The organism is Sphingomonas mollis, assembly GCF_016427505.1.
In the GTDB taxonomy this organism is placed as follows: Bacteria; Pseudomonadota; Alphaproteobacteria; order Sphingomonadales; family Sphingomonadaceae; genus Sphingomonas; species Sphingomonas mollis.
This window is the reverse complement of record NZ_JAELXS010000004.1, coordinates 188,417-213,755: the sequence shown is the minus strand read 5'-3', so window position 1 is coordinate 213,755 and position 25,339 is coordinate 188,417. Positions and strand designations below refer to the sequence as shown.

20 protein-coding genes are annotated in these 25,339 nt (G+C 67.3%); 10 read left to right on the top strand and 10 right to left on the bottom strand.

From position 1 onward, the window contains the following. Positions 1-78 precede the first annotated feature (78 nt). The 3 genes from JAO74_RS08840 to JAO74_RS08830 form a co-directional block, all read right to left on the bottom strand. Positions 79-753 carry a DUF2490 domain-containing protein gene (locus JAO74_RS08840; protein ID WP_199037112.1) on the bottom strand — a complete coding sequence of 225 codons (675 nt, stop codon included), beginning with the start codon at positions 751-753 and terminating at the stop codon, positions 79-81. A gap of 62 nt (positions 754-815) precedes the next feature. Continuing rightward, complete coding sequence (gene astD / locus JAO74_RS08835; protein WP_199037111.1) at positions 816-2,225, bottom strand: succinylglutamate-semialdehyde dehydrogenase; 1,410 nt, start codon at positions 2,223-2,225, stop codon at positions 816-818. Between the two features lie 34 nt (positions 2,226-2,259). Continuing rightward, positions 2,260-3,618: a protein adenylyltransferase SelO family protein gene (locus JAO74_RS08830; RefSeq protein WP_199037109.1), complete on the bottom strand. Its 1,359-nt coding sequence runs from the start codon at positions 3,616-3,618 to the stop codon at positions 2,260-2,262. Positions 3,619-3,654: 36 nt separating this feature from the next. Here JAO74_RS08830 and JAO74_RS08825 point away from each other — a divergent pair, with 36 nt between their 5' ends. From JAO74_RS08825 to JAO74_RS08815, 3 genes are all read left to right on the top strand, one after another. Continuing rightward, complete coding sequence (locus JAO74_RS08825) at positions 3,655-4,512, top strand: alpha/beta fold hydrolase (protein ID WP_199037107.1); 858 nt, start codon at positions 3,655-3,657, stop codon at positions 4,510-4,512. Positions 4,513-4,579: 67 nt separating this feature from the next. Beyond that, the gene (locus JAO74_RS08820) at positions 4,580-5,689 is read left to right on the top strand and encodes a glycoside hydrolase family 130 protein (RefSeq protein ID WP_199037105.1); all 1,110 of its coding nucleotides are present in this window, start codon (positions 4,580-4,582) and stop codon (positions 5,687-5,689) included. Positions 5,690-5,757: 68 nt separating this feature from the next. Next, entirely contained in the window at positions 5,758-6,330 is a 573-nt protein-coding gene (locus tag JAO74_RS08815; protein WP_199037102.1) for a PEPxxWA-CTERM sorting domain-containing protein, read from the top strand. 113 nt (positions 6,331-6,443) lie between these two features. Here the strand turns inward: JAO74_RS08815 and JAO74_RS08810 are convergent, their stop codons facing one another. Continuing rightward, positions 6,444-6,686, bottom strand: coding sequence for a hypothetical protein (locus tag JAO74_RS08810; protein WP_199037100.1), 243 nt, complete (start codon positions 6,684-6,686; stop codon positions 6,444-6,446). A gap of 104 nt (positions 6,687-6,790) precedes the next feature. On the opposite strand from JAO74_RS08810, the gene JAO74_RS08805 reads away from it, so the two are divergent. From JAO74_RS08805 to JAO74_RS08790, 4 genes are all read left to right on the top strand, one after another. Further along, positions 6,791-7,927, top strand: a complete 1,137-nt coding sequence (locus tag JAO74_RS08805) for a glycosyltransferase family 4 protein (RefSeq protein ID WP_199037098.1) — start codon at positions 6,791-6,793, stop codon at positions 7,925-7,927. Between the two features lie 86 nt (positions 7,928-8,013). Then, positions 8,014-9,417 carry an NAD(P)H-dependent flavin oxidoreductase gene (locus JAO74_RS08800; protein WP_199037096.1) on the top strand — a complete coding sequence of 468 codons (1,404 nt, stop codon included), beginning with the start codon at positions 8,014-8,016 and terminating at the stop codon, positions 9,415-9,417. A 191-nt stretch (positions 9,418-9,608) separates the two neighbouring features. Beyond that, a complete protein-coding gene (locus tag JAO74_RS08795; RefSeq protein ID WP_199037094.1) occupies positions 9,609-10,238 on the top strand; it encodes a DUF4893 domain-containing protein in 630 nt (209 codons plus the stop codon). Between the two features lie 99 nt (positions 10,239-10,337). After that, on the top strand, positions 10,338-10,508 hold the full coding sequence (locus JAO74_RS08790; protein ID WP_199037092.1) for a hypothetical protein: 171 nt from the start codon (positions 10,338-10,340) through the stop codon (positions 10,506-10,508). A gap of 81 nt (positions 10,509-10,589) precedes the next feature. On the opposite strand, the gene JAO74_RS08785 is transcribed toward JAO74_RS08790, so the two are convergent. Together JAO74_RS08785 and JAO74_RS08780 are read right to left on the bottom strand one after the other, a co-directional pair. After that, positions 10,590-10,781 (bottom strand): YMGG-like glycine zipper-containing protein, encoded by a 192-nt coding sequence (locus tag JAO74_RS08785; protein ID WP_199037090.1) that lies wholly within the window; start codon positions 10,779-10,781, stop codon positions 10,590-10,592. Positions 10,782-10,865: 84 nt separating this feature from the next. Continuing rightward, positions 10,866-11,861, bottom strand: coding sequence for a 2-hydroxyacid dehydrogenase (locus JAO74_RS08780; protein ID WP_199037088.1), 996 nt, complete (start codon positions 11,859-11,861; stop codon positions 10,866-10,868). Positions 11,862-11,951: 90 nt separating this feature from the next. On the opposite strand from JAO74_RS08780, the gene JAO74_RS08775 reads away from it, so the two are divergent. Continuing rightward, positions 11,952-12,452 (top strand): SH3 domain-containing protein, encoded by a 501-nt coding sequence (locus JAO74_RS08775; protein ID WP_199037086.1) that lies wholly within the window; start codon positions 11,952-11,954, stop codon positions 12,450-12,452. 237 nt (positions 12,453-12,689) lie between these two features. On the opposite strand, the gene JAO74_RS08770 is transcribed toward JAO74_RS08775, so the two are convergent. Then, entirely contained in the window at positions 12,690-14,615 is a 1,926-nt protein-coding gene (locus tag JAO74_RS08770) for an alpha-L-fucosidase (RefSeq protein ID WP_199037084.1), read from the bottom strand. A gap of 103 nt (positions 14,616-14,718) precedes the next feature. Then, on the bottom strand, positions 14,719-17,472 hold the full coding sequence (locus tag JAO74_RS08765) for a TonB-dependent receptor (RefSeq protein WP_233150821.1): 2,754 nt from the start codon (positions 17,470-17,472) through the stop codon (positions 14,719-14,721). A gap of 568 nt (positions 17,473-18,040) precedes the next feature. Here JAO74_RS08765 and ptsP point away from each other — a divergent pair. Beyond that, positions 18,041-20,545, top strand: coding sequence for a phosphoenolpyruvate--protein phosphotransferase (gene ptsP, locus JAO74_RS08760; protein WP_199037080.1), 2,505 nt, complete (start codon positions 18,041-18,043; stop codon positions 20,543-20,545). Next, complete coding sequence (gene nagE / locus JAO74_RS08755) at positions 20,542-22,224, top strand: N-acetylglucosamine-specific PTS transporter subunit IIBC (protein ID WP_233150820.1); 1,683 nt, start codon at positions 20,542-20,544, stop codon at positions 22,222-22,224. The genes ptsP and nagE overlap by 4 nt, the downstream gene beginning before the upstream one ends. A gap of 111 nt (positions 22,225-22,335) precedes the next feature. On the opposite strand, the gene JAO74_RS08750 is transcribed toward nagE, so the two are convergent. Then, complete coding sequence (locus tag JAO74_RS08750) at positions 22,336-23,493, bottom strand: copper resistance protein B (RefSeq protein WP_199037078.1); 1,158 nt, start codon at positions 23,491-23,493, stop codon at positions 22,336-22,338. After that, positions 23,490-25,307 carry a copper resistance system multicopper oxidase gene (locus JAO74_RS08745; protein ID WP_199037076.1) on the bottom strand — a complete coding sequence of 606 codons (1,818 nt, stop codon included), beginning with the start codon at positions 25,305-25,307 and terminating at the stop codon, positions 23,490-23,492. The genes JAO74_RS08750 and JAO74_RS08745 overlap by 4 nt, the downstream gene beginning before the upstream one ends. Positions 25,308-25,339 lie beyond the last annotated feature (32 nt).

Sequence of the window (25,339 nt, the reverse complement as noted above, 5' to 3'; positions counted from 1 at the left end):
CAGTTGGGAAGGCGGTCCTGAAAAATCACCATGCTTCACCCGACTGGACCCCGGCCTCCGCCGGGGAACAGGGTAGTATCAGTGGCGAATGAAGACGCTGATCGAGGCGACGTGGTTCATCTGCGTCCGCCCGGCGGCCTGGTTGATCGTCTGGTTCAGATAACCGAGTTCGGCGGTCGATTGGCCGAACAATGTCACCTCGACCCCGGCGAAGGTGCGGACCTGATCGAAGCCGTCGCGTACGCCCCAATCGGTGGCGTTGAGCGCGACGAAGCCCTCGACCGACCCCAACGCACGCACCTTGCTGCCCTTGATCGGCAGTTCGTAGCGCAGCATCTCGCGCAGGCGCCAGCCGGTGTCGTGGCCGTCCGAACGCCAGCGTTGCTCCATCCGGGTGCGCGACGTCAGTTCGCCCTTCGCGGTCGGCACGATCCAGCTGGCCTGCTGAAACCCGCGATCCTCGTTGCGGTCGGGCGCGCCCTCGATCGGCAGGAAGACATGGGCATAGCCCTGGAACAGCGTCAGCCGCGGGGTGACGCGGTATCCGATCGCCGGGCGGACGATCAGCTGGTCGAGGTGCGAGATGCCTTGGCCGATACGCGGCTGGACCTCGGCGAAATAGACGAGTTTGCCGTCGATCGGCCCCTGCACGGTCAGGTTCAGCCAGACCTGTTCGTCCTGCGTCGTCTGCGCCATCGTCGGCGCGGCGAGGGTCAGGGCGGTGGCGGCGGCGAGCAGGGGAAGATGGCGCATGGCGGCGCCCATGCCCCGGCTGTCATCAAGCTGTCACGATCAAACTGGCGCCGGATGGTCTGTCAGGCGTCACGCAGGCCGATGCCGATCGCCGCCCTCGCCGCATCCGCCTCGTTGGAGGCGACCGGATAGGCGCAGTAATCGGCGGCATAATAGGCGGACGGGCGGTGGTTACCCGACCAGCCGACGCCGCCGAACGGGGCGTTGCTGGCGGCGCCGTTGGTCGGCCGGTTCCAGTTGACGATGCCGGCGCGGACGTTCGCCCAGAACCGGTCGTAGAGAGCCGGCGTCTGGCTGACGAGCGAGGCGGACAGGCCGTAGCGGGTGTTGTTGGCCTCGGCGATGGCGGCGTCGAAATCGTCGCTGCGGATCACCTGCAAGACGGGTCCGAACATCTCGACATCCGGGCGATCGGCGACGCCGGTGACGTCGATCATCGCCGGGCGCAGGAAGGGCAGGGCGGGATCGGGGCGTTCCAGATGCCGGATCGGCCGGCCGCCGCGCATCAGCAGGTCGAGAAAGCCTTCGGTCAACTGGTCGGCGGCTTCGTTGTCGATCACCGGCCCCATGAAGGGTTGCGGCGTATCGTGCGGGGCGCCGACGACCAGCCGGTCGATCAGCTTGTCCACCTCGGCCACCAGCGCGTCGTGCAGTCGGTCCTGCACGATCAGCCGCCGCGCGGCGGTGCAACGCTGGCCGGCGCTGGTGAAGGCGGACTGCACCACCAGTACGGCGGCGGTGTGGATATCGGGCGTGTCCCAGACGAGGATCGGATTGTTGCCGCCCATTTCCAGCGCCAGCATCTTTTCCGGCCGGTCGGCGAACAGGCGATTGAGCGCCAGCCCGGTGCGGGCCGATCCGGTGAACAACAGGCCGTCGATCCCGCGATGTTCCGCCAGCGCGCGCCCCTCGTCGGCGCCGCCGATCAACAGCCTGACGCAGGCATCCGGCACCCCGGCAACATGCAGGCATTCGACCAGGAAGGCGCCGGTCGCGGGCGTCTTTTCCGATGGCTTGAACACCACCGCGTTGCCGGCGATCAGGGCGGGGACGATGTGGCCGTTGGGCAGGTGCGCGGGGAAGTTGTACGGGCCGAGCACCGCCAGCACGCCATGCGGCTTGTGACGCACGGCGATCCGCGTTCCCATCTGGCCGTCCATCCGCCGCTGTGCCGTGCGATCGGCATAGGCGGCGATCGAGATATCGACCTTGGCGATCACCGAATCGACCTCGGTCCGGGCTTCCCACACGGGCTTGCCGGTTTCGCGCGCGATCAGGTCGGCGAACGCCTCGTGCCGCTGGCGCACGACATTGGCGAAGCGGCGCATCGTTTCGATCCTGAAGGCGAGCGGTCTGGCCGCCCAGTCCGCCCAGCCGGCGCGCGCGGCGGCGACCTCGTCATCGGCGTTGCCGATCGTCAGGCGCGCCAGTTCGGCGCCGGTCGCAGGTTCAAACGAGAGAAGCTCGGCCATCGTGTGTCTTTAACCTAAGTTCGGCGCTTGTCGATCACGCCAGCGCGGCCCCCATCCGGCGAATATGGGACAGTTTTTCGTGCAGCATCGACCAGTCGTCGGTGGCGGCGATCGGTGCCCAGATCGCCTCGACCTCGTCGATCAGCATGGCGCATGGCTCGCCCGCCCAATAGCCATCGTCGCGTGTTTTGCGTGGCCGATGCCCGGCGATCGTGGTGCGTACCGCCGCCCATGGTTCGCCATACTCGTCTGGCAGCGCGCCGCCAAACGCATCGAAGAAGAAACGGTCGATTGGATGGCCGGTGGTGCGCAGCGTCTGTTCGACCGCGCGCACGGTCGCCCGGTCGGTGAGGTCGTCGACCGGCATCAGTCCCAGCCGCCAGAGCACCGCCGCCGTCAGCTCCGCCTGAACGCGCGGCGCGAAACCGTCGAGCGCCGCGATCAGTGGATCGCTCTCGGCGATCAGGCGCAGCGACGATGCCAGTTGCATCACGTCCCAGCCGATCGCCTCAGGCTGGCGGCCGAAGGCGTAGAGGCCCTGATGATCGAAATAGGCGGCGGTGAAGGCCGGGTCCCACGTCGGCGCGAACCGCCATGGCCCGTAATCGAAGCTCTCGGCCGTCACGTTGATGTTGTCGGAATTCAGCACGCCGTGAACGAACCCCGCCGCCATGTACCGCGCCGCCAGCCGCGCGGTGCGGCCGACGACCAGATCCAGCAGTCGCACCGGATCGTCGCCCGGCTCGTCGTACAGGTTCGTCAGGACATAGCGGACCAGCCGGCTCATATTCACCTCGTCGCGAAGGTAAGCGAGCCGCTGAAACGTGCCGATGCGGACATGACCGTGGCTCAGCCGTACCATCACCGCCGATCGTGTGGGGGAGGGTTCGTCGCCGCGCGCCAGCTCCTCCCCCGTCTCGATCAGCGACAGGGTGCGCGAGGTGGGGACGTTCAGCGCCTCCAGCATCTCGGTGGCGAGGATTTCGCGGATGCCGCCCTTCAGGGTCAGGCGGCCATCGCCGAAACGGCTCCACGGGGTCTGGCCCGATCCCTTGGTGCCGAGGTCCATCAGCCGGCCGTCGCCGTCCCGCATCTGCGCGAAGGTGAAACCGCGGCCGTCGCCGATGTCCGGATTATAGTTGCGGAACTGATGGCCGTGATACCGCAGCGCCAGCGGTTGCGGCAGCGTGCCGGGCAGCGGCTGGAACCGGCCGAAATGCGCCAGCCATTCCGCATCGCCCAGCGTATCGAGGCCGACATCGGCCGCGGCGCGATCGTTGCGGAACCGCAGCGTCGTTTCGGGGAAGTCGGCGGCGGCGACCGGATCGTAGAAGTCGGGGCCGAGGGTCAGGAGGGTCTGTTCGGGGCGATATGCTTGCGGGGTGGATGCCATGCCGCGATATGGGTGTCGATCAACCCGGGACGCAACATGGCCGCTTATGCAAACATCCACTGGTGGTCGAATGACGGCATCCGCCTGCACGCCCGCGATTATCCGGGCGATCCGGCGAAGTTGCCGCTGATCTGCCTGCCCGGCCTGACCCGCAACGCCCGCGATTTCGCCGCCTTCGCCGAGGCGCGGAGCGGCGATCGGCGGGTGATCGCGGTCGATTTCCGGGGGCGGGGGGAGAGCGGTTACGCCAAGGACCCGATGACCTATGTGCCGCTGACATACGTACAGGATGTCGAGGCCTTGCTGAGCGATCAAGGCATCGGCCGGTTCGTGGCGGTCGGCACCTCGCTGGGCGGCATCGTCACGATGTTGCTGGCGGGGCCGGCGCGCGGGCGGCTGGCGGGGGCGCTGCTGAACGATATCGGGCCGGAGATCGAGGCGGCGGGGCTGCACCGGATTCGCGGCTATGTCGGCAAGGGATCGAGCTGTCCGACCTGGCTGCACGCCGCGCGGACGGTGCAGGAGAACAACGCCGATATCTATCCCGAATGGGAACTGGACCAGTGGCTGGGCATGGCCAAGCGGCTGTACCGGCTGACCGGCAACGGCCGCATCGTGCTGGATTACGACCTGCGGATCGCCGAGCCGATGCGCGTGCCGGGCGCGGAGACGGGGCCGGACATGTGGGGGGCGCTGGCCGGCCTGGCGGACATTCCCGTCCTGCTGGTGCGCGGCGAGCGATCGGACCTGCTCGGCGTGGCGACGGCGACGCGGATGGCGGCGGCGCTGCCGCAGTCCGATCTCGCCGTCGTGCCGGAGGTGGGGCATGCACCGATGCTGGACGAACCCGTCGCGGCGGCGGCGATCGATCGGTGGCTGGCGCGGCTGGATTGATTTAGAGGACGCCGATCGTTGGGCGATCGGTGCTGGCAATCCGCGGCCATCCCGCCCAAAATGCCGTATGAGCTTCGATCAACTCGTCTTCACGCCGCGCGATCTCGATCTGGCGCGGTCCCCGCTGGCCGGCAAGATCGCGGCCGAGACCTATATCCTCGGCACCTTCAATCCCGGCCTGACGCGGCTTGCCAATGGCAATCTGCTGATGATGGTGCGGGTGGCGGAGGCGTTGCGGCAGCCGATCGTCGATGGCCATGTCCATGCGATCCGCTGGGCGGCGGATGGCTATCACCTCGATCCGTGGCCACTGCAACTGGTCGACACCGCCGATCCGCGCAAGTTCATGATGCGGGGCGGCGGGTGGAAGGTGATGGCGCTGACCAGCCTGTCATGGCTGTTGCCGGTCGAGCTGACGGCGGACGGGACGGCGGTGGTGGCGGTCCATTACGACCGGGCGATCGTGCCGGCGGCGGATTATCAATGCTACGGCGTCGAGGATGCACGGATCAGCCGGGTCGGCGACCGGTATCTGATGACCACCTGTTCGGTCAGCCCGGAGCGTCATTCGACCACGCTGTATTCCAGCCCCGATGCGATCGAGTGGACATTGGAGGGGATCGTTCTCGATCACCAGAACAAGGACATGCTGATCTTCGAAGGGCAGATCGCCGGCAAATACTGGGCGCAGACGCGGCCGCTGGGCGACCTGTACTTCGCCTATCCGCCGGACAGCCCGTGGCGTGCGGGGCCGTCGATCAATCTGGCGTCGTCGCCCGATGCGCTGCACTGGAAACCGCACGACCGGCCGGGCATCCGTCCGCATGCCGGCACCGTGTCGACCGCGCGGATGGGGGGCGGGACGCCGCCGATCCTGACGGCGGACGGCTGGCTGACGCTGTGGCACGGCGTGGAGCCATCGGGGGTGGTCGGTATCTATCGTACCTATTGGTCGATCCTGGACCGCGACGATCCTTCGGTGACGATCCGGACGCAGCACGCGCCGCTGCTGGAACCGGCGCCGCATCTGACCGAGCCGTTGAAGGACCTGATATACCTCGACAATGTCGTCTTCACGACCGGCATTGTCGAGGCGGGGGACCATTATATCGTCGCCAGCGGCGAGGCCGATCTGGCGTGCCGGATCACCCATATCGGGACGGATGCCTTTGCCTGAGTATCTTGAGGCGGGTCTGACCGACCGGTAGGATCGGGGGCAGGATTGTCGCCTGGGGGGAGTGACCGATGCGGTGCTGGTCGGCGCTGGGTGCGTCGTTGATGATGGGGATCGCAGTGCCGGCGGCGGCCACGACGGTCGCGTCGGACGATGCCGGATCGATCTATCGCGTCGCCGTCGATCGTACCGGCAGCGTGGTCGAGGACTGTGCGGACCTTGCCGCCCGCCATACCGCGCTGTGTGGCGATGGATTGGCGGATGCCGACATATTGTTCGTGAATGCCGACCGGACGCTGTCGATGCCGGCGCAGTCGTTCTCGTTGCTGGCCGCCGGCGGTGCGCCGATCCGGGTCAGCGCCTATGATGCGGCGGGCCGCTTGCTGGGTGTGGCCGAAGCCGCGAACGACCGGGTCGAATTGTCGGGGATCGGCCAGATCGCGCGGATCGCGGTGCGGCCGGCATTAGCGCGCGAGGCCGACGTCAACGCGGATCGTCTGTCGCATCTGCCCGAACCGGCGACCTGGGCGATGCTGATCGCCGGTTTCGCGCTGATCGCGGCGGCGATCCGGAGGGTCATCCGACACTCGGAGGCGCGATTCGATGCGCGCATCCGGCGGATCGCAGCGGGCGATGCCGCCTGATCGGATCATTCTCGTTGCCGCAGACATAAAAAAGGCCGGCAAATGCCAGCCGTCTTCAGCATCGAATGCAGGAACGACCGGCGGCCCAGACGACCGCCGGCTGTCCCGATATCTTAGTTGCTGTCCGAATCGTCGTCGTCGACCACCAGATAGATACCGCCGGCGATGACGGCAGCGGCCAGCACCAGGCCGACGATCGCGCCGGGGCCGGCGAGCTTGCTGTCACGCCTGGACGGCGCGGCGGCGCGAACGCTCGACTTCACCGAGAGCGACGATGCCGGATTGGCGGTTGCCGCCAGCACCGGAGAGGCAGTCAGCATCAGCGCGCTGGCGCCGGCAATCATGGACTTAATCATCGTCGTAATCTCCCAGTCAGATTAACTTACTGCATCGCAGCACATCTTGGCCGCGCTCGTCAAGCGATCGTGCAATTGTGGAGGGAACTGCTTAACGGGGCGATATGACCGCGCCGCTTTCCATTCTTCACCTTCACGCCTCCTTCGGAACGGGGGGCAAGGAGGCGCGTGCCGCCCGGTTGATGGCGGCGTGGGGACCGCGTGCGCGCCACGTCATCGTGTCCGGCGATCCCGATTCGCTGGACGGGCGGGCGATGATCGGCCCCGGCGTCACATACGAAGTGGCGCAGAATGCGCCGCCGCTGGCCGGCAAACCCTCGGTCGCGCGGTACGAGGCGATCGCGCGGCTGATGCGGCGGTTCGATTTGGTGCTGACCTATGGCTGGGGCGCGATCGACGGCGTCATGGCGCGGCGGGTGTTCGGCAAGGACATGCCGCCGCTGATCCATCATGAGGATGGCTTCGGCGCGGAGGAGGCCGATGGCCTGAAGATCGAGCGCAACCTGTACCGCCGCGTCGCGCTGACCGCCGCGCAGGGGCTGGTGGTGCCGTCGGAGGCGCTGGAGGGGATCGCGCTGGGTGCCTGGAAACAGCCGCGCGACCGGGTCCACCGCATCGTCAACGGCATCGCGACCGCGCATTATCGGGCGGACCCCGATCCGGCCGCGATCCCGGGCCTGACGCGCCGCGATGGCGAGGTGCTGATCGGCGCGGTCGCGGCGTTGCAGCCGGTGAAGAACCTGACCGCGCTGGTCCGCGCCGCCGGTGGCCTGTCCGGCCGGTTCCGGCTGGTAATCGTCGGCGAGGGGCCGGAACGTGCCGCGATCGAGGATGCGGCGCGGGCGATGGGGATCGCCGACCGGCTGGTGATGCCGGGCTTCGTCGAGCGGCCCTATCGTTTCCTGCGGCTGTTCGATCTCGTCGCGATGTCGTCGCTGAGCGAGCAGTTCCCGACCAGCGTGGTCGAGGCGATGGCCGCCGGCCTGCCGGTCGCGGCGCTGCCGGTCGGCGATCTGCGCCGGATGGTGTCGGCCGACAACGCGCCGTTCATCGCCGAATGGCCGACCGAGGTTCGCCTGCGTGACGTGATGCAGGCGCTGGTCAACGATGCGGCCTTGCGCGCGCAGGTCGGGGCGGCGAACCGGGCAAGGGCGGTGGCGGAGTATGACGAGGCGGTGATGATCGCCCGCTACCGCGACCTGTACGAGGGCGCGCTGGGCCGGCCGGGGGCGCTATCGTAGCGCATCGATCTGCTCTATGTTTCGCTCGCACCGGGACATCCATCCGCTATAGAGCGCGTGTTTCGGCAAGATGAGGCTGCTTCCACGTGTTCAAAGGTCTTACCCCCATCAATTACGCCGGCCGCGAAGTGTGGCCGCTGGTGGAGGGTGGCAAGGGTGTCGCCGCGACCAATCACGCATCGGCCGGCGCGTGGGCGGCGGCGGGCGGCATCGGCACGGTGTCGGCGGTCAACGCCGACAGCTATGACCCCGACGGCAAGATCATTCCCCAGATCTATCACGCGCTGACCCGGCGCGCGCGCCACGAGGAACTGGTCCAGTACGCGATCGACGGCGCGGTGGAACAGGTGAAGCGCGCGCACGACATCGCCGGTGGCAAGGGCGCGATCAACATCAACGTGCTGTGGGAAATGGGCGGTGCGCCGCGCATCCTGCACGGGGTGCTGGAGCGGACGCGCGGGCTGGTGGCCGGCGTCACCTGTGGCGCTGGCATGCCGTACAAGCTGTCGGAGATCGCGGCATCGTACGAGGTCGCCTATCTGCCGATCGTATCGTCGGGCCGCGCGTTCCGTGCGCTGTGGAAGCGGGCCTATCACAAGGCGCCCGAATGGCTGGCGGCGGTGGTGTATGAGGACCCGTGGCTGGCCGGTGGCCATAACGGGCTATCCAACGCCGAAGACCCGTTGAAGCCGCAGGACCCGTTCCCCCGCGTGAAGGCATTGCGCGATACGATGCGCGAGGGCGGCATTCCCGACACCACGCCGATCGTGATGGCCGGCGGCGTCTGGTATCTGCGTGACTGGAACGACTGGATCGACAATCCCGAACTGGGGACGATCGCGTTCCAGTACGGCACCCGGCCGTTGCTGACGCGCGAAAGCCCGATCCCCGATGGCTGGAAGAACAAGCTGATGGAGATCGAGGAGGGCGAGGTGCTGCTGCATCAATTCTCGCCCACCGGTTTCTATTCGTCGGCGGTGCGCAATCCGTTCCTCGGTTCGCTGGTGGCGCGGTCGCAGCGGCAGATCGCGTTTTCGACGCAGGAGGCGGGCGATCACATCTTCCAGCTCGACGTCGGTGTGAAGGGCAAGAATTTCTGGGTGACGCAGGGCGACCTGATGCGCGCGCGCGAATGGTTCGGCCATGGCTTCACCGATGCGCTGAAGACGCCGGACAACACGCTGGTCTTCGTCAGCCCGCCGGAAAAGGCCGAGATTCGCAAGGATCAGGCGGATTGCATGGGTTGCCTGTCGCAGTGCCTGTTTTCGAGCTGGGCGGATACCGAGACCAACTCGACCGGCCGACTCGCCGACCCGCGCTCGTTCTGCATCCAGAAGACGTTGCAGGATATCGCGCATGGCGGCGACACCGACCAGAACCTGATGTTCGCCGGCCATTCGGCGTATAATTTCAAGCGTGATCCGTTCTATTCCAACGGCTTCGTGCCGTCGGTGAAGCAGCTGGTCGATCGCATCCTGACCGGCGACTGATCGCCGGCGCCAGGCGGTGGACGCGACGTATCGCCCGCGCCGGGCGATCCGTCGCGGCGTTAACCAATCGTTTACCTTATGGGGCCATGCCTCTCGGGCAGGACGGGTCCCCCGGACCGGGACCGTCCGTCGACTTATCCCTTTCGCCCGGCCGCGTGCCGTGGCCGGATCAACGGGACGGGACGCTGGATATGACACGGACCATCATCGCCGGATTGATGCTGACACTGGCCGGTTGCGCCACTGGTCGGACGCCGCCGCCGACCGTCACGATGGGGCCACCGCCGCCGGCATGGCGCACGGCGATCGTGGCGGACGATGTCGACCGGATCGAGCAACTGCCCGGTGCCTGGGCCACCGCGCGCCAGCGGCTCGGCCGGCGCGCGACGACGACGATCAGGACCGAGGGCGATCTGCTGCGCGCCGATGCCGCCCTGCCGCATCCGGCGCTGCCGCCGGGGTCGTACAAATGCCGGCTGGTCACCATGGCGCGGGTCGCGGTGCGAAAGACGGGATCGTTCTTCTGCTATATCGGTGACGAGGTGGGCGACCGGATCAGCTTCACCAAGCAGACCGGCCCGACGCTGTTGGGCGGCTGGCTGTATCCGGACGGCGACCGGTATGTCTTCATGGGAACACGGCAACGGCGGCCGGGCAATGCCGCCCTCGGCTATGGCGCCGACCGGGCGCGTGACCAGGTCGGCGTGGTGGAACGGATCGGGCCGTTCCGCTGGCGGCTGGCGATGCCGGGCGAGGCGTTCGAGGTATACGAGCTTACGCCGGTGCCGGTCGAACAACAGGGCGCGACCAGCAAGAGCTGACGACAGATTGCGACAAATGTTGCCGGCCGGCAACGGCGGCGACAAACCGCGGCAATCCATGGGGCCGACAGCGGGCTTGCCCCGATGGAGTAAAGCCGAATGACGTCCGATCCCGACTGCCTGTATCATGCCGATCGCGCCCGTACCGAAGCCGTGCGGGCGATCGAATCGGGTTCGCCCATGGTTGCCGCCATCCATCAGGAATTGTGCCTGCATTATTGCGGGCGCGTGATCGCGGCGATGTTGCTGACGGCGGCGCGGGGCGGCTGACGCCGATTACCGGGGGGACACAAAAAGGGCGGCGCGGGATGTCTCCCACGCCGCCCCTTGCCTATGCCGATCGGCGGTCGATCAGTCGACGACGGTGCCTACCACGGCGCCGGCAGTGCCGCCGACGGCCGCACCCTTGCCGACATCCTTGCCGGTGACGGCCGCGACGCCGGCGCCGCCGGCGCCGCCGATCGCCGCACCGCGCAGCGTCGAGCAGGCCGACATCGATACGGCGGCGGCGACAAGCATGGACGACATAACGATCTTCTTCATGGTGGATGCTCCTGTTGGTTCCGGGGGATGCCCGACAGAAACCCGATCCAGATCAATCGTTCCAACCGTTCCGCTACCGAAATCTTAAGCCCAGCCCTCCAGCACCTGATCGGGCGGGCGATGGCCGTCGGCCCACATGCGGATATTCTGGATGACCTTTTCGCCGCTGGCGACGCGCCCCTCGAACGTGGCGGAGCCCATATGCGGGGTCATGACGACATGCGGCAGGGCGAGCAGGCGCGGGTCGATGCGGGGTTCGTGTTCCCACACGTCGAGGCCCGCACCCGCCAGCCGCTTGTCCTCCAGCGCATCGACCAGCGCCTCTTCGTCGACGATGCCGCCGCGACTGGCGTTGATCAGATAGACGTGCGGGCGCATCAGCGCGATGCGACGCCGGTCGATCAGCATCCGGCTGTCGTCGTTCAGCGGCGTGTGCACGGTGACGATATCGGCGGTGCGAAGCAGATCGTCGAGATCGGCATGCCAGGTCGCCGCCAGTTCCTGTTCCAGCACGGCGGGCAGACGGTGGCGGTTGTGATAATGGATCGACAGACCAAACGCGCGCGCGCGCGCCGCCACCGCCTGGCCGATCCGGCCCATGCCGACGATGCCCAGCGCCTTGCCGCCGATGCGATGGCCCAGCATCCCGCCGGGGCTCCAGCCATGCCATTCGCCGGAGCGGACCAGCTTCTCCCCCTCCGCCAGACGGCGCGGTACGGACAGGATCAGCGCCATCGTCATGTCGGCGGTATCGTCGGTCAGGACACCGGGGGTGTTGGTGACGATGATGCCGCGCGCACGGGCGGCACGCAGGTCGATATGGTTCACGCCGGCCCCGAAATTGGCGATCAGTTTCAGCGAAGGGGCGGCCGCGATCAGGTCGGCATCGATCGCATCGGTGACGGTGGGGACCAGCACGTCGCATTCCGCCACCGCCGCGTGCAGGGCATCGCGCGACAACCGCGTATCGCCGCGATACAGCCGCGCATCGAACAGTGCCGCGATCCGGTCCATCACCTGATCGGGCAATTCGCGGGTGACGACCACCCGGGGGTGGGAGCAGCGACGCGTATCGGGCATGATAGGGACTTGGCGGAGCGCGCCGGACGCGTCAACGGGCGTTGATCGCTTGCCTGCGTCGTGTCGGGACGGGCAACAGGGGAACAGTTCATGCGTATCGCGGGCATCGCCCTCATCATCACCACCGCCGCGATGGCCCTGACCGGTCCGGCGGCCTCGTCATCGGCCCAGACGGCGAAGCAGGCGCCGCCCTATTGGCGGTCGATCGGGCCGGGCCGGGCGCTGACGCGGACGGGGCCGGCGCGCACCTATCCGGCCAGCTGGGTGTACCAGCGGCGCGACCTGCCGGTGCGGGTCGTGGCGGTGTTCAAGGAATGGCGCAAGGTGCAGGACCCCGACGGGGCCGAGGGATGGATGCTGATGAACCTGTTGCGCTCGACCCGTACCGCCGTCGTTCGCGGTACGGAGCCGGCGGAAATGCGCGAGCGGCCGGAGCCGGGCGCGCCGCTGGCCTGGCGGGCGGCCCCCGGCGTGGTCGGGCGGATCGACCATTGCGGCAATGGCTGGTGCCGGCTGGACGTGGAGGGGAAGGCCGGCTTCGTCGAGGTCGGCGATCTGTGGGGCGTGGAGCCGACCGAAATTCTGCCCTGACGTGTTCCCCGGCGGAGGCCGGGGTGCAGTTGGTAAGGCCGCCGTAACGGCGCGAGACGCTCTACTACTGGCGTTTCCCAACTGGACCCCGGCCTCCGCCGGGGAAAAGACCAGAGCAAGTTGCGTGAAATCAGACCCGCCCCCGACCGTTCGGCCTGAGCGCAGTCGAAGGCCACCTTTGCACACGGTGCTTCGACTTCGCTCAGCACGAACGGGTCGGATCAAGCGCTTGATGCTCTAGCCGCGGGTGAAGGCGCCGATATCCGCGATCGCCATTCTCGCGGCCGGCAGCGCGGTCGCGGCGAACGACAGGCGCAGGTAGCGGACCGGTCGTGGCGCGGTGAACGGCACCCGCTGGGTCGCCAGGGCATAGGCGATGTTAGGGAATTCTCCCTCGCCAGCGGCGGTCCAGGTCGTGCCGTCCGTGCTGGTTTCGGCGCGATAGCCGCGTGGCGGGGCGGTGTCCTTTTCAGGGTGACGGGCCGGCGTCAGGCTGAAACCCGCCAGATCGAACGCCTCGCGCAGGTCGAGCGTCACGCTGACCGGCGTGGCGGTGGGAGCGGGCACCGTCCAGACGGTCGATACGTCGTTGTCGAGCATCACATTGGCGCCCGGTGCCGACGAGGTGACGACCCGCCAATTGCGCGGCGACAGGATCGTGGGATCGCTGGAGGCGGGCGGCGCGACCGCGATCGGCGCGACCGAGCGGAACAGCGACACCTCGCTGATCGCCGGGCAGGCGGGTGCTTCGAGGATGACGAGGCGGACGCGCCGTGCGGTAACGGGGGCGGGCAGGCGGATGATCCGCTGCGCGCCGATGCAATCGTGCGTGGCCAGTCGCTGCCACCGGCCGCCGATCTCCGCCTCCACCGCGAAGCGCGTGACGCGGACGCCGAGCGCCAGATATTCGCGCAGGCGGATCAGGTCGAAGCTGCGATTGGGGGGCAGGTCCAGCGTCAGCGTCGGGGTGGTGACGCCATCGGGCGCCGACCAATAGGTTTCGCGGTCGTTGTCCAGCACCTTCGATGCGGCGAAGGCGGGGCCGCGAACATGGCTGGCGCTCGCCACCGCACCCTGCGCCAGATCGGTCGCGAAGCTGGCACGGATCGCGTCGCCGAAGGATTTCAGCACTGCGACGTCATGATCGGCGATCCGGCCGCGCCGGTCCGGCGGCAGGTTCAGGTGCATGTTGGTGCCGCGCGCGACCGATTCGTCGAAGAAACGGATCAGGCGGGCGGGGCTCTTCACCTTGGCGTCCTCGTCGGCGTGATAGAACCAGCCGGGACGGATCGAGGTGTTGGTCTCCGCCGGCCACCAGAGCGGCGCGCCGCGCACGCCGGAATTGCCCTCCGACTGGACATAGGGATGGTTCGGCATCGTCGGCCAGCACGGATCGCCGGCGACCCCGTCCTCATTGCCGACCCAGCGGATGTCCGCGCCGAGCGGATCGAAGGTGCAGGCCATCGGCTGATGCTTGTGGACCAGCGCGATCAGTTCGGGCCATTTGTAATAGGCCGGCGCGTCGATCTTCCGCGTCTCGCGCGCGCCGCCATAATAGCCGTCGCCGCCGTTCGCGCCATCGAACCAGAATTCGAACAGCTCGCCGTACCGCGTGCAAAGCTCGACGATCTGCGCCCGGAAGTAATCGATATAGCCCTGACGGCCATATTCGGGATGATTGCGGTCCCAGGGCGACAAATACAGCCCGAACGCCAGCCCGGCGCGACGCGCGGCGCGCTCGATCTCGCCGACGATATCGCCCTTGCCGCCCTTGTAGGGGGCGTTGCGGATGCAGTGTTCGGTCAGCTTCGTCGGCCAGAGGCAGAAGCCGTCATGATGCTTGGCGGTCAGGACGATCCCCGTCATCCCGCCCGCCTTCGCCGCCGCGACGATCTGGTCGGGATCGAAATCGGTCGGGTTGAACAGGTCGGGGCTCTCGTCGCCGTAACCCCATTCGCGACCGGTGAATGTGTTGATGGAGAAATGGATGAACGCGTACCGCTCGCGCCGATGCCAGACTAGCTGCCGTTTCGAGGGCGTGGCGCCCCAGGGCTTCGGCGCGCCGGACGGGGCGGCGGGCTTCGCCAGCGCAGGAGCAGCGGTGGCGGCCAGCCCGGTAGCGATGCCGGACGAAATCAGCGTGCGGCGGGTGAAGTCGTTCACGGTCATGCTCCGTAGGCGGGGGCGGAATGAGAGAGGCTGTAACGACAACAACCCCGGCACGCGAATGCCGGGGTTGCTGAAATCGACGACCTGAGAGGGTCGCTTACAGGCGGAAGGAGACGTTGGCCGCCAGCGTCCGGCCGTTCTTGTAGAAGGCCGTCGGGCGGTCGCGGGTGGTGTTGTACTGCAGATACGTCTCGTCGAGCAGGTTCTGCGCGTTGACCGTCAGCGTGATCTGCGGCGTGATGTTGAACCCTGCCGAGAAATCGAGCTGGTTGTACGGCGCCACCATTTCGTTCGAACCGAGGCGGCCGATCGTACGGAAATAGGAGGTGCGATAGTTGTAGCTCAAACGCGCCTGGAACGGCCCGCTTTCGAAATACGGGATCACGTTGACCGTGTGCTTCGACAGATACGGCAGGTTGAGTGCCGCGCCGGTGGTGTCGACCGACGAGGTGGTGCTGTCCTGATAGGTGTAGTTCGCCTGTAGACCGAAGCCGCCCCAGATTTCGCTCTGCGCCGAGATCAGCGCGCCGTTGACCTTCGCCTTGCCGCCGTTGATCGGCTGGTTGACGTTATAGGTCGTCAGCCGGTTCTGGAGCGAGTTGAAGAACACCGTGTTGGTGCGCGTGTTGATGATGTAGTTCGAAATTTCGCGGCGGAACAACTCGACCGCGATCAACGAACCGGGGCGCGGATACCATTCCGCCGTGATTTCGTAGTTGGTCGATGCGTACGGCTTCAGGTTCGGATTGCCGCCGCCGCCATCGAGCGTCACGTCATTCAGCGAGGTCGCCGCTGCCAGATCCTGATAACGCGGACGCGAGATCACCTTGGCCGCGGCACCGCGGATGATGATTTCCGGGGTGATCGAATAGGCGATGTTCAGGCTGGGCAGGAACTTCAGATAATCGGTGGTGACGCGCGTCGGCACCGGCTGCGGGTTCACGGTGTTGCTCAGCGTCGTCGCGTAGTTCGAGATGTCACGCGTGTAGACGAGACGACCACCGATGTTGCCGCGGATGCCGCTCTGGTCGAAGTTCAGCTGGGCATAGCTGGCCGCGACGGTTTCCTTCACGCGGGTCGATGCGCCGATCTTGGTGACGAGCGGCGAGTTGATCGCGTTCGCCAGGATGTCGATCACCGCCTGCTCGGGCAGGTTGAGGTACTTGGTCGCCGAGCCGGTGCCGCCGCTGCCGTCGAACGTGCCGTCCGGCGTCGTCAGCGTGGTGACGCCCAGTTGCGAACCCAGCAACGAGGTGCGCAGATAGGTGTTGATGCCGCGCGCATTGATCCGGTTGACGTGATCGGTCACGCGGCTGCCGACCAGCAGCTGGGTGAAGGGGCCGAATTCGAACGGGATCACCGCGTCGTAACCGCCGAAGATGTCGCGGTCGGTCGTGACGCTGTAATCAAGGCCGCCGATCTGTGCGGCGACCAGCGGTTGGCCGCCAATGATAACCGGGCGTCCTTCGATGTTGGCCGAATTGTTGTTCGGGTTGGTGAAGTAGTTCGCCGGATTGGTGAGGTCGCCGGTAAAGTTCACATCGGCCGACGTGCCGGTGAAAGCATAGCTGAACGGCAGCTTCGTCTGCACGTTGAACAGATATTCGGGGTTGCGGCCACCGGTCGCCTTGCTCCAGCCGCCGGCGAACGACACCTTGGCGTCGTTGTCGCCTTCCCAATCGGCGAAAAAGTTGACGTTGTCGGTCTTCAGCTTGGTCTTGCGGACCAGCGTATCGAGCTGCGCGCTCTGGTTGGGCGCGGCGGCGAACGAGGCGGAATTGACCACGCCGTTGCTGACATTGGCGGTCTGCAGCACGCTGCCGGTCCATGCGACCGGGATCGTGTACATCGACTGGCTGTAGTTGTTGTAGTTGCCGTCGATGTGCAGCGCGTTCAACGTGAACGTCAGGTCGCTGGACGGCCGGAACTGGGCGGTGCCGGTGTAGCTCTTGCGCTCGCGCGTCTGCTGGAAATAGGCGTAGTTGATGCCGAACGGGGCGACCGCGGCGATCAGGTCGTTCTTCGTGCCGCCCGTGACGGTGGCGTTCGGGTTGAGCAGAATGCCCTGGCCAGCGCTATCGCGGCGAACCGTGCCGTCGCTGTTCTTCTGGAAGAAATCGGCACCGCTCTGATAGCCGAAGAACTCGACACCGGCGCGGGTCAGGTTCTGCTTGTCATAGGTGACGGCGCCGAGGATGCCGAACGTCTCGCTCTCGTTCTTCCAGCTGTAGAGGCCGGAGGCGCGGACGTTGCCCTTCTCGGATCGGTCGTTGTACGAATAGCCACCTGACGCGAAGATCGAATTGGCCTTCAGTTCCAGCGGGCGGCGCGTGCGGACGATCACGGTGCCGCCGATGCTGCCTTCCTCGATGCGGGGCTCGGGCGACTTGTAGACTTCGAGGCGGTCGACCAGCTCCGGCGCCAGCAGCGAATAGTTGAAGGTACGGCTGGACGGATCGTTGTCGTTGCCGCCCCAGTCGGCCGATGCGAGCGCATGGCCATCGAGCAGCATCCGGTTCAGTGCGGGATCGGTGCCGAGGATGGCGACCTTCTCACCTTCGCCGAAGCGACGATCGATGCTGACGCCCGGGATGTGCGACAGCGATTCGGCGACGTTGCGATCAGGGAATTTGCCGACGTCTTCCGCGGTGATGACGTCGACGACGGCATTCGCGTTACGCTTGACGTTGATGGCTTCGCGAAGGCTGCCGCGGTAACCGGTGACGAGGATTTCGCTGTCGTCGGTGTCGCCGCTGGCGGCGGTCGTACCCGTCTGCTGCGGTGCGGGTGTCGCATCCTGCGCATGGGCTACATTGGCAAACCCGGCAAGGGCGGTGCTGACGAGAATCATGTGTCGCAGGCGCATAACATTCCCCAATGCGAAGGCGCGCCCAGCCGCACGCTCGCCCCTAAAATTTCACTGCCGAACGCTGACGACAGACCGGGCGACGAACGATTCTTGAGAGTCCGCTATCGTCGCCATTTGGTATACATTACATAACCAATACATATCAAAGACGCTACCATGAAAACGTCGTGCACAACGTTTTTTATAAAAAGTTCCTTTATTGTTGAAATTATGTGTCTCGACGGTGGGCCGCGTCGCGCAGGTTGCCCACCGCACAGGCTGATGTCGAAATTCGGCAACGATGCGCTGAGACAGGGTTAGGAGCGACCTGATTGAGATCTGCAGTAGGATATTTCCCGCGGCGCACCTTGGCTGGCGCCGGCACCCGTTCCGCAACCGCTATCGGAAGAATGAGCGAATGTTTTCCGATCGATATCGGCTATCAATGAGGAAGCAGTCCGTCGCTTCACCTCGTTCTATGACTTCGAATTGTAACCGAGTGGTCATCGATAGGTATTGTCAGCGACGAGGCAGACGATAGGGTGATGGCGACCTGCCGGGGGAATGGGCGATGACCGACATGCAACTCTTCGCGCCGCTTGCCGGCTGGGCCGTACCGCTGGCCGCCGTGCCCGATCCTGTGTTCGCCGAGGGGATGATGGGCCAGGGCATGGCCATCGATCCGACCGGCGATACGCTGCACGCGCCCTGCGATGCGATCGTCCTGACGGTTCATGCCGCCGGCCACGCGATCACGCTGGCGGTGAGCGAGGGCGTGTCGATGTTGATGCATATCGGCATCGATACCGTGGCGATGGGTGGCGCGGGCTTCACGCCGCTCGTCCAGCCGGGCGACCGGGTGACGGCGGGGTCGCCGCTGATCCGGTTCGATCTGGACAGGATCGTCCGTGGCGCGGCGGCGGCGATCACGCCGGTGCTGGTGCTCGATCATGACGGCGTCACGGTAACCGAGCGGTGTGGCGAAGGGCCGGTGTCGGTTGGCGATCCGTTGATGCGGGTCCGGTTCGACGGCGTGGGGGCAAAGGTCACGCCGTCAACGACCGATACGGCAGCGGGCGAGATCGTTCGACAGGATGTCGTCGTGCAACTGCCGCATGGTCTCCACGCTCGTCCGGCCGCGCGGATCGTCGCGACGGTCCGCGGGCATGACGTGCGGGTCGATTTCCGTCGCGGCGATGCCGTCGTGTCGGCGGCCAGCGCGGTGGCGTTGCTGTCGCTGGGCTTGGCGCACGGCGCAAAGGTGACGATCGAGGCGACCGGTCCGGATGCCGCCGCCGCGATCGCCGCGATCGAGCCATTGCTGATCAGCGAGGCGAATACACAGGTGCCGGCCGTCGCTCCCCGTGCGGTCGCCGCGCCGGTGGAACTGGCGGAGGGCGCGATCGGTGGCGTTACCGCCGCGCCGGGGCTGGCGGTCGGTACGGGCTGGTGGCTGCGGCCGGCGCTGCCCGATGTACCGGCGCATGGCGAAGGCGTGGCGATCGAGCGGACGCGGTTGGCGACCGGCATCGACGCGGTGGCTCGCACGCTGGCGGAGGCCGCCGCGACACCGGGTCAGATGGGCGGCGTTCTGAAGGCGCATCAGGCCATTCTTGACGATCCGACGCTGATCGATCGGGCGGTGCAGGCGATCGATGCAGGTGCCGCTGCGGCCAGTGCGATCCTCACCGCCGCCGTCGAGCAGGGCGCGCAGCTCCGCGCATCCGGCAATGCCCGCATTGCCGAACGGGCGGACGATATTCACGACGTGGCGCTGCGGGTCGTCCACGCGATCCTCGGCACCGAGGCCGCGCCGCTCGACGTGCCGGCGGGGGCGATCGTGCTGGCGCATGACCTGTTACCGTCGCAACTGGCGGCGCTGGCCGGGCAGAAGGTCGGGGGTTTCGCGGTCGTCGGTGGTGGACCGACGTCGCATGTCGCGATCCTGGCGGCCGGGATGGGCGTGCCGATGCTCGTCGCGCTGGGCGAGCCGCTGGATGCGGTGGCGGACGGCACGATGCTGGTGATCGATGCCGATGGCGGCGCGTTGCATGTCGATCCCGACGCCGACCGGCTCGACCGGGCACAGGCGACGATTGCCAGCCGGGCGGCGGCGGAAGCGGCGGCGCGCGCGGCGGGAGATCGGCCGACGGTGATGGCGGATGGCACTGCCGTCAGCGTCTATGCCAATCTCGGATCGATCGCCGATGCGCGGGCGGCGGCGGACGCGGGGGCGGAAGGCTGTGGCCTGTTGCGCACCGAATTCCTGTTCCTCGACCGGGCGACCGCGCCGACCGAGGCCGAGCAGGCGGCGGATTATGGCGGCGTCGCGGCGGCGCTGGCGGGCAAGCCGGTGGTCATCCGGCTGCTCGATGTCGGCGGCGACAAGCCTGCGCCGTATCTGGATATCGCGGCGGAGGAGAATCCGGCGCTGGGCGTGCGCGGCATTCGCGTGGCGCTGGCGCAACCCCAGATACTGGAAACGCAGTTGCGCGCGATCCTGTCGGTCGCCGATGTCGAACATTGCCGGATCATGGTGCCGATGGTGGCGAGCGTCGACGAGATGATCGCGGTGCGGACGGTGCTCGACCGGCTGCGCGGCGAACTGGGCATCGGCCCGGTACAGCTGGGCGCGATGGTGGAGACGCCGGCGGCGGCGATCACCGCCGATCTGCTGGCGGCGCATGTGGATTTCCTGTCGGTCGGCAGCAACGACCTGACGCAATATGTGCTGGCGATGGATCGCGGCAATCCGGCACTGGCGGCGGGAATCGATGGCTTGCACCCGGCGGTGCTGCGGCTGATCCAGTCCGCCTGTCGCGGCGCGGCGACGCGCGGCGTGCCGGTCAGCGTGTGCGGGGGCCTTGCCGCCGATCCGCTGGCGGTGCCGATCCTGCTGGGCTTGGGGGTGCGGACGCTGTCCGTGCCGCCGGCGCGCGTGCCCGCCACCAAGGCGCTGGTAGCCGCCCTGTCACTGGCGCAGGCCACAGCGCAGGCCGAGGCGGCGGTCGCCGTCGATAGCGCGGGCGCGGTCCGTGCGCTCGCTCGCCGTTTCGCCGAGGAGTTAGCCCGATGAAGTCGCCGATGGTGTTCCTCCAGCCGCTGGGTCGCGCGCTGATGCTGCCTCTGGCGGTGCTGCCGATCGCGGGCCTGTTGCTGCGGCTCGGCCAGCCCGATCTGCTCGACATCGCGTTCCTGAGCGCGGCGGGCGAAGCGATCTTTTCCAACCTCGGGCTGCTCTTCGCGGTGGGCGTCGCGACGGGCTTCGCGCGCGACGGCAACGGTGCGGCGGCGATGGCGGGGATCGTGTGCTACCTCGTGTCGATCAACGGCGCGCAAGTGCTGATGACGGTGCCGGCCAAGGTGCTGGCGGGCGTGCCGGAGACGTTGCTGGCGACGGTGGGGTCGGCGTGGAAGGCGACCGCGATCGACAAGCTGGAGGTGCCGATCGGCATCGCCTCGGGTCTGGTCGGCGGTCTGTTCTACAACCGCTTCTCGACCTTTAAATTGCCGGAATATCTGGCGTTCTTCGGCGGGCGGCGGTTCGTGCCGATCATCGCGGGGGTCGCGGGGCTGGCGATCGGACTGGTCATGGGCTTCAGCTATGGCGCGATCAGCAGCGGCATGGACACGCTCAGCACCGCCGTCGTCGCGGCGGGCGGGTTCGGGCTGTTCGTGTTCGGCCTGCTCAACCGGCTGTTGCTGGTCACGGGGCTGCACCACATCCTGAACAACGTCGCGTATTTCGTGGTCGGCGATTATCACGGCAAGAGCGGCGACCTGACGCGCTTCTTCGCCGGCGATCCGACCGCGGGCGGCTTCATGACCGGGTTCTTCCCCGTCATGATGTTCGGCCTGCCCGCCGCCTGTCTGGCGATGTACCACACCGCCTTGCCCGACCGGCGCAAGGCGGTCGGCGGCCTGTTGCTCAGCCTGGCGCTGACGTCGTTCCTGACCGGGGTGACCGAGCCGATCGAGTTCAGCTTCATGTTCCTCGCGCCCGTGCTCTACGCGATCCATGCGGTGCTGACGGGCGCGTCGGAAGCGCTGATGAACGCGCTGGGCGTGAAGATGGGATATGGCTTTTCGGCCGGGCTGTTCGATTACGTCCTGAATTACGGCAAAGCGACGAAGCCGCTGATGCTGTTGCCCGTCGGAGCGGCCTATGCGCTGATCTATTACACGCTGTTCCGTTACGCGATCGTGCGGCTGAACCTGCCGACGCCGGGGCGCGAGCCGGCGGATGCGGTGCCCGACGCGGCACCGGTGGCGGCAAGCGACCGGGCGGCGGCCTATGTCGCGGCGCTGGGCGGGGCGGTCAATCTGCGCGGGATCGATGCCTGCGCGACGCGGCTCCGGCTGTCGGTGGTGGACAGCACTGCGATCGACGAGCCGCGCCTGCGGCAACTCGGCGCGCGCGGCGTGCTGCGGCCATCGGCGACGTCGGTGCAGGTGATCGTGGGCGGCATCGCCGACGGGTTGGCGATGGAAATGCGGACCGCGGCCGATGCCGCGCCGGTGCCAGCCGCGCCGGTGGCGGCGCCGGCCGCCGCCGCTGCTCCCGTGGCACTGCCGGCGGCGCTGGAAGCGGCGCTGGGCGGGCGGGGTAATGTCGGGGAGGTCACGCGTCACGCCGGGCGTTATCGCGTCGTCGTTGCCGACCGGGCGCAGGTGGACGAGCCGGCGCTGGCCGGAGCGGATATCCGGACGGCGGCGTGGGTATTGGCCGATACGGTGCATCTGCTGATTCCCTGACTTTCTGTTCCCCGGCGGAGGCCGGGGTCCAGTTGGGGGCGCCTATGATTGAATGCAGCACATCGTTACGACCGCTCGCCCAACTGGACCCCGGCCTCCGCCGGGGAATATCTAGAACCAGGCGCGCACGCCCAGCGCCAGCGCGAACCCGCCCGTGTCATCGCCGCGTGCGCGGGCATAGCGGGCGGTGTCGCCGTAGCGCCGCTCCCACGACACGCCGACATAGGGTGCGAATTCGCGTTTGATCTCGTAGCGCAGGCGCAGGCCGAGTTCGGCGTCCGACAGGCCCGATCCGATCCGGCTACCGGGCATGTTCTGCGCGGCGAGGTTCACCTCCAGCCGGGGTTGCGCGATCAGCCGCTGGGTGATGCGCTGGTCATACCAGGCCTCGACCCGGCCGAGCAGGTCGCCCTTGTCGGACAGGAACAGCGCGCCCTCGACCTCGAACCAATAGGGGGCGAGGCCCTCGACGCCGATGGTCGCATAGGTTCGCTTCGCGCCATGGCCCAGGTCCTGGCGTACACCGCCCTGCGCATCGAAATAGGGGCCGATCGCGCGCGAATAGAGCGCCTGTACCTCGGCGTCGTCGAGGCGTCGGCCGAACGATCCCTCGCCCTCGCTTTTCACGACGAGGCGGTGGATGTCGCCACCGAACCAGCCCTCGCCGTCCCAGCGATAGCCGTCGCGGCCGTTCTTTACCTGCGCTTCGGCGATGTTGAAGACCACCTGGCTGAACCGCATGCCGCCATGTTCGCGGCGCATCCCGGCATTGCTCGCGGCCATGACGGCGGGATCGTAGAAGCGCGCGGCGGCTAGGTCGGTGGGCGCGGCGGGCGGGGGGGCGTTGCCGGCCGGCTGGTCGGTGCCGACGGGGGTTGTGGCGGCGGGCTTGCAATGGCCCATCGCCGCGTGTTCCGGCGGGCAGGGGTCGGTTGGCGGCGCGGCCATGTCGGGCATCGACGGCATGGCATGATCGGCCGACATGGCGGGCGCAGCCGGTGTGCAATGCCCCATGGCGGCATGTTCCGGCGCGCAGCCATTGGCCATGTCCGGCATCGTATGTCCGGCATGGGTGGCTTTCGGCGCGGGCTTTCGCGCGGTCGCCGTTGCGCGACGGACCGGCTTGGCCACCGCCCTTTTCGGCTTCGTCTTCTCCGCCTTGGGTGCGGCGGGCATCGCCATGCCGGGCATGTGCCGATGATTCATCGACTGTGCGAATACCGGTGACGCCACCGCGATCGCGGCGGTGGCGAGCAGCGCGCGGATCATGCCGGCGCTCCTGCGGCAGGATCGGGACGGACGCTGACGACCTGCATCATGCCGGCGTGCATGTGATAGAGCATGTGGCAATGGAACGCCCAGTCGCCGGCCGCATCGGCGGTCAGGTCGAACGTCGCGGTACCGCCGGGGGCGACGTTGATGGTGTGCTTGCGCGGGCTATGGTCGCCGTGCCCCGTCACCAGTTCGAAGAAATGGCCGTGCAGGTGGATCGGGTGCGCCATCATCGTGTCGTTGACCAGCGTCACGCGCACACGCTCGCCCAGACGGAAGGGGATCGGCGCCTTCACCTCGTTCAGCTTCACGCCGTCGAACGCCCACATGTACCGTTCCATATTGCCGGTCAGGTGGATCCGCATCTGCCGCGACGGCGCGCGAAGATCGGGATTGCGATCGAGCGCGATCAGATCGCGATAGACGAGGACCTTGTGACCGGTGTCGGCAAGGCCCTGTGGCGGCTCGCCGGTGCGATCCATCGGCATGGGGGATATCGTCTGCACGGTCGGTGTCTTCGGCAGGGTCGGCGCATTGGCGAAGTCGCGCATCGAATGGCTCATGCCGGCCATGTCGTGGCCCGCCTGCGTACCGGCAGCGGGCGTGCAATGGCCCATCTTAGCGTGTTCTGGCGGGCAGGCGTCGGCGGCGGGCGCGGCGCGGTCCATGCCCGCCATCGAGCCATGGTCCATTCCGGCCATGCTCCCCATACCCATGTCCTTCATCGTCGCCAGCGGCCGTGTACGAAGCGCCGGCACGGCCGCCACCATCCCGACACGCGGGGCCAGCGTGGCGCGGGCCATGCCCGATCGGTCCCACGCCTCCGCCACGATCGTGTACGCGTCCGCCGTGGCCGGCTCGACGATCACATCATAGGTTTCGGCCACCGCGATCTGGAATTCATCGACCGTCACCGGCCGCACGTTCATCCCGTCAGCCTGCACGATCGTCAGTTTCAGCCCCGGAATGCGGACGTTGAAATTGGTCATCGCCGACGCGTTGACGATGCGCAGCCGCACCCGTTCGCCCGGCTGGAACAGCGCGGTCCAGTTGTCCGCCGGGCCGTGGCCGTTGACGAGGTAGGTATAGGTCGATCCGGTCACGTCCGACACGTCGGTCGGGTCCATCCGCATCCCGCCCCACATCGCGCGGTCCGCCACCGGCTGGTCGCGGCCCGCCAACAGGCCGGCGAGCGTCTGCTTCTGATAATTGAAATAGCCGCCCTGCTGTTTCAGCTTTTTGAAGATCATGTGCGGGTGAAGCGGGCTATGGTCGGACAGGACGACGACATGCTCGCGGTCCGACGCGACCGGATCGACACCCTTCGGATCGACGACGATCGGCCCGTAATGTCCCATCTGCTCCTGCAGGCCGGAATGGCTGTGATACCAATAGGTGCCCGCCTGGATCAGCGGAAACTCGTACGTGAAGGTCGACCGCGCCGGAATGCCGGGAAAGCTGATGCCGGGCACGCCGTCCATCTGGAACGGCAGCAACAGGCCGTGCCAGTGGATTGAGGTTTCCTCGTCCAGATCGTTGGTAACGGCGATCCTGACCGTCTGCCCCTCGCGCAGGCGGATCAGCGGGCCGGGGACGGTGCCGTTCAGGCCGATGGCGTGCGACGGCTTGCCGTCGATCATCATCATCTGGTGCGCCACCCGCAGCGCGATCGTGTCGCCCGCCACGGTGGGCGGCGGCGTAGCGATACCGCCCGACACTCGCTGCGCCCAGGCGGGCAGCCACGGCACCGTCAGCGCCCCGGCGCCGAGGCCGGCGTCACGCAGGAAACGGCGACGGGATAGAGCGGTCATGGATATCCTGATGGCTGGATCGGAAAGAACGG

Excerpts from the sequence above, each read along its gene's own strand:
- JAO74_RS08840 (WP_199037112.1), bottom strand. The coding sequence starts at position 753 with ATGCGCCATCTTCCCCTGCTCGCCGCCGCCACCGCCCTGACCCTCGCC.
- astD (WP_199037111.1), bottom strand. The coding sequence starts at position 2,225 with ATGGCCGAGCTTCTCTCGTTTGAACCTGCGACCGGCGCCGAACTGGCG.
- JAO74_RS08830 (WP_199037109.1), bottom strand. The coding sequence starts at position 3,618 with ATGGCATCCACCCCGCAAGCATATCGCCCCGAACAGACCCTCCTGACC.
- JAO74_RS08825 (WP_199037107.1), top strand. The coding sequence starts at position 3,655 with ATGGCCGCTTATGCAAACATCCACTGGTGGTCGAATGACGGCATCCGC.
- JAO74_RS08820 (WP_199037105.1), top strand. The coding sequence starts at position 4,580 with ATGAGCTTCGATCAACTCGTCTTCACGCCGCGCGATCTCGATCTGGCG.
- JAO74_RS08815 (WP_199037102.1), top strand. The coding sequence starts at position 5,758 with ATGCGGTGCTGGTCGGCGCTGGGTGCGTCGTTGATGATGGGGATCGCA.
- JAO74_RS08810 (WP_199037100.1), bottom strand. The coding sequence starts at position 6,686 with ATGATTAAGTCCATGATTGCCGGCGCCAGCGCGCTGATGCTGACTGCC.
- JAO74_RS08805 (WP_199037098.1), top strand. The coding sequence starts at position 6,791 with ATGACCGCGCCGCTTTCCATTCTTCACCTTCACGCCTCCTTCGGAACG.
- JAO74_RS08795 (WP_199037094.1), top strand. The coding sequence starts at position 9,609 with ATGACACGGACCATCATCGCCGGATTGATGCTGACACTGGCCGGTTGC.
- JAO74_RS08790 (WP_199037092.1), top strand. The coding sequence starts at position 10,338 with ATGACGTCCGATCCCGACTGCCTGTATCATGCCGATCGCGCCCGTACC.
- JAO74_RS08785 (WP_199037090.1), bottom strand. The coding sequence starts at position 10,781 with ATGAAGAAGATCGTTATGTCGTCCATGCTTGTCGCCGCCGCCGTATCG.
- JAO74_RS08780 (WP_199037088.1), bottom strand. The coding sequence starts at position 11,861 with ATGCCCGATACGCGTCGCTGCTCCCACCCCCGGGTGGTCGTCACCCGC.
- JAO74_RS08775 (WP_199037086.1), top strand. The coding sequence starts at position 11,952 with ATGCGTATCGCGGGCATCGCCCTCATCATCACCACCGCCGCGATGGCC.
- JAO74_RS08765 (WP_233150821.1), bottom strand. The coding sequence starts at position 17,472 with ATGATTCTCGTCAGCACCGCCCTTGCCGGGTTTGCCAATGTAGCCCAT.
- ptsP (WP_199037080.1), top strand. The coding sequence starts at position 18,041 with ATGACCGACATGCAACTCTTCGCGCCGCTTGCCGGCTGGGCCGTACCG.
- nagE (WP_233150820.1), top strand. The coding sequence starts at position 20,542 with ATGAAGTCGCCGATGGTGTTCCTCCAGCCGCTGGGTCGCGCGCTGATG.
- JAO74_RS08750 (WP_199037078.1), bottom strand. The coding sequence starts at position 23,493 with ATGATCCGCGCGCTGCTCGCCACCGCCGCGATCGCGGTGGCGTCACCG.
- JAO74_RS08745 (WP_199037076.1), bottom strand. The coding sequence starts at position 25,307 with ATGACCGCTCTATCCCGTCGCCGTTTCCTGCGTGACGCCGGCCTCGGC.